The organism is Oceanivirga salmonicida (assembly GCF_001517915.1).
GTDB lineage: Bacteria > Fusobacteriota > Fusobacteriia > Fusobacteriales > Leptotrichiaceae > Oceanivirga > Oceanivirga salmonicida.
The window spans coordinates 1-2,931 of the sequence record NZ_LOQI01000111.1; the positions used below are offsets into that span (position 1 = coordinate 1).

The following is a 2,931-nucleotide window of genomic DNA, read 5'->3' on the forward strand; positions in this document are numbered from 1 at the left end:
CCTTCTTTTGAAGAAGGTTCTATACTCACATTTATATCATTACCTTTTGCATAATTAAAGTTCTCTATTAAGGTATCTATTTGCTCTATAGTATACTCTTGCCCCTTTCTAATACCTGAACTTAGATACAAGGGTATTACTGTTTCTTTATTATTGTAAAATACCTTATCTACTTTACTTGCATAAAGGCTTATTGGTAGTAATAAATATATTAATTTTTTCAATGCGATCTCCTTTAAATAATTAATAACTGTTTTTTGTATTTATATCATTATCATATTTTAATAAATATAATATTTTTAATTATATTTATTTTATTCAAATATGGTCTTTGGCTATTTCTTTTACACCTTTTCTTAATTCTTATATTGCATCTAATGGTAATTTTTTTATCTAATATATTAATCTTTATCTTCCTAAATCATCTGTATTATCAAATTCTTCATAATCTATTTGTAATCTAAAATCTATATTTTTTTCTTTTTCTACATAAATCAATGATAATCTAAGTTTTTCACGTATACTTAAACTAACTTCTGCTGACAACTATAATTTCATATTTTAACTTTCAATAAATTATTTGCCTTATTTTTTCATAATCTAATATTTTATCAAAAATAATACATTCTTTTTTACCATTAATTCTTATTTTAATTTTCGTTTTCATCAATACTTTTAGTTTCCTTAATATTATCTAATACTAATAAAAAGTCAAAAACAATAACTATTACTGCCATTATTTTATATGAAATTACTATTCTTAAAATATGGTAAGTTATAAAATAGAAAAATAATATGTATATCATTATAGCAGTTCTTCTTTCATATAAATTTATGTCAAAATAATAAAAAATAAACATTGTTAATAAAGTAATTGCTACACTTATATTTAGTTGTAATTCTATACCAATGTATCTATCATTTAAAATTATATTATTTCTAAATAAAGTTAAAAATATAATCATACCTATTATTAAAATATTTAGTATAGTCTTATTTATTTTTATATCAAAAATTTCTTTTCTATATTTTGAAATCAAATATATTAAAGTTACTATAATTATTATTAATAATATAATAGACATATATATAATATTTTTTTCTTTATCTTCAAACCAACCTATCATTCTATACTTATGTAAAATTATTCCTAAAACATTTATCATATATACATATTTAATTTTGCTATACTCTTTATTTTTTATTATCTCTTGAAATAATATTGTTAGTATAAACATAAATATATTATGCCCTAGTGTATATATAAACATACTTAAGAAGATAAGTATTTTTTTTATTTTTTCATTCTTAATATTCAATAATAAAACATTTATTACACTAAACTTTGTTAATTCTAATACTATTAATTTCATACTTAATGTATTATTTGTAAATATTTTTATAACTGGTACAAATATTCCCTCAAACAAAGGAGCAAAAAGCAAAAATATCATTAATATAAAAATCAGTTCTACTTTAAAGTCTATTTTTTTATCATTCATAATTAGCCTCCTTCTATATGCTTGTGAAAATTATACTAAAATAAGCAATATCAAAATCTATAAATACATATATATTAGGATTTGTTGATAAGCCTTTAAAAAGAAGAACCAAAATATTCAGTATATATATAATTATTATTATATTTATATTTATTTTTTTCATTTTTACTCACACTCTATTCTTGTTGCTGAAGATTTAGTTTTCATACTATTATAAAACCCCCAAAAAGAACTTGTACATTTCTTTACTCTTTCTAAAATTTCTTTTGGAACATCAGAATCTATTCCTGAACCATATTTATTAAATAATCTAACATCAGATTTTAGATGTCTACCAAAATCATTCCATTTATCAGCATCTTGATTAAAAGTTCCTCTTGTAAGTTTGTCAGTAACAACTTTTTTATCATGTATATTTATAACTATTTCATAACCATCTTCATTTGTATATTTATAATTTCTTGTTTTATCATTATTATTAATATACATTTTACCATTTTCATCAAATTTTATATTATGAAAAATTGAAGTCATAGCAGAAGCTACTGTTAATTTCTGAATTTTCCCTCTTTTATCCTTAACATAAATAGTATTAATACCATCCTCAAATTTTATATCTTCATATTTTGCATAATTCAAACTATTTTTTTCTAAATAGTAATAGTAATTCATTTCTTCTCTATAATTTTTATCTCTCTTATATTTTTCAACATCAAGTTTAAAACCTAAAGGTTTAAATTCTTTATTAAAATCTTCAACTTTAACTATATTATTTGAAATTAAATCTTTATGTGATTTAAGTGGATCTTTTATTAAGATACATTTTTCTCCAATATGGGTATCATTAATACACAATTCAGAATCTTCCCAAGCATTTGAACCTTCTGTTGGCTTATCACTAATAATTTCTCCAACACTTTCAACTTCATCTGCTTCTAAATGAATTTTTTCAGTATCTCCTGTTCCTTTTACATTCTTTGCAAATATATTCCCTGCTGTTGCACCTAATAATTTTAATTCTCCTGTATTTTTATCTCTTACATATCTTCCATACTTATTTATTCCATATTCTCTTGCTAAATCATGTTTAAATTCTTCTTCACTTAAATTTCCAATAGTATATATAGTTTTCTTTCCATTTTTATCTCTACCAACAAATGTTCTTAATTTACCAAGTCCTCTTGCCTCTAATTCTTTATTTCTTTTTATTACTTCTTCAGGTAAATTATCTTCATCTAACACTATATAAGCATCGAATCCTGCTTTCTTAGTTAACTCTTCTCTTTCTTCTTTTGTTTTTGCTTTACCATTTCTAATTTCTTTTGTAACTTTATCATGTTTTGCATTTAGATGTATTTGTCCACTTTCTAATAATCCTCTTTTTTCTTGTTTAGATTTATCAGTTGTACTATCTTTTTCTACTCCTAAT

General features: G+C 21.5%; 3 protein-coding genes and 1 pseudogene. All 4 read right to left on the reverse strand.

Going from position 1 to position 2,931, the window contains the following annotated elements; all coding sequences use genetic code 11:
• A partial coding sequence (locus AWT72_RS08335) for a hypothetical protein (RefSeq protein ID WP_156413124.1) occupies window positions 1-224 on the reverse strand: 224 nt, incomplete at its 3' end.
• A gap of 184 nt (window positions 225-408) precedes the next feature.
• Entirely contained in the window at window positions 409-546 is a 138-nt protein-coding gene (locus AWT72_RS09535; RefSeq protein ID WP_156413125.1) for a hypothetical protein, read from the reverse strand.
• A gap of 104 nt (window positions 547-650) precedes the next feature.
• Window positions 651-1,502: a hypothetical protein gene (locus AWT72_RS08340; protein ID WP_067143535.1), complete on the reverse strand. Its 852-nt coding sequence runs from the start codon at window positions 1,500-1,502 to the stop codon at window positions 651-653.
• Between the two features lie 165 nt (window positions 1,503-1,667).
• Window positions 1,668-2,931: pseudogene (locus tag AWT72_RS09815) on the reverse strand (hypothetical protein); the annotation flags it as partial.

Excerpts from the sequence above, each read along its gene's own strand:
- AWT72_RS08340 (WP_067143535.1), bottom strand. The coding sequence starts at position 1,502 with ATGAATGATAAAAAAATAGACTTTAAAGTAGAACTGATTTTTATATTA.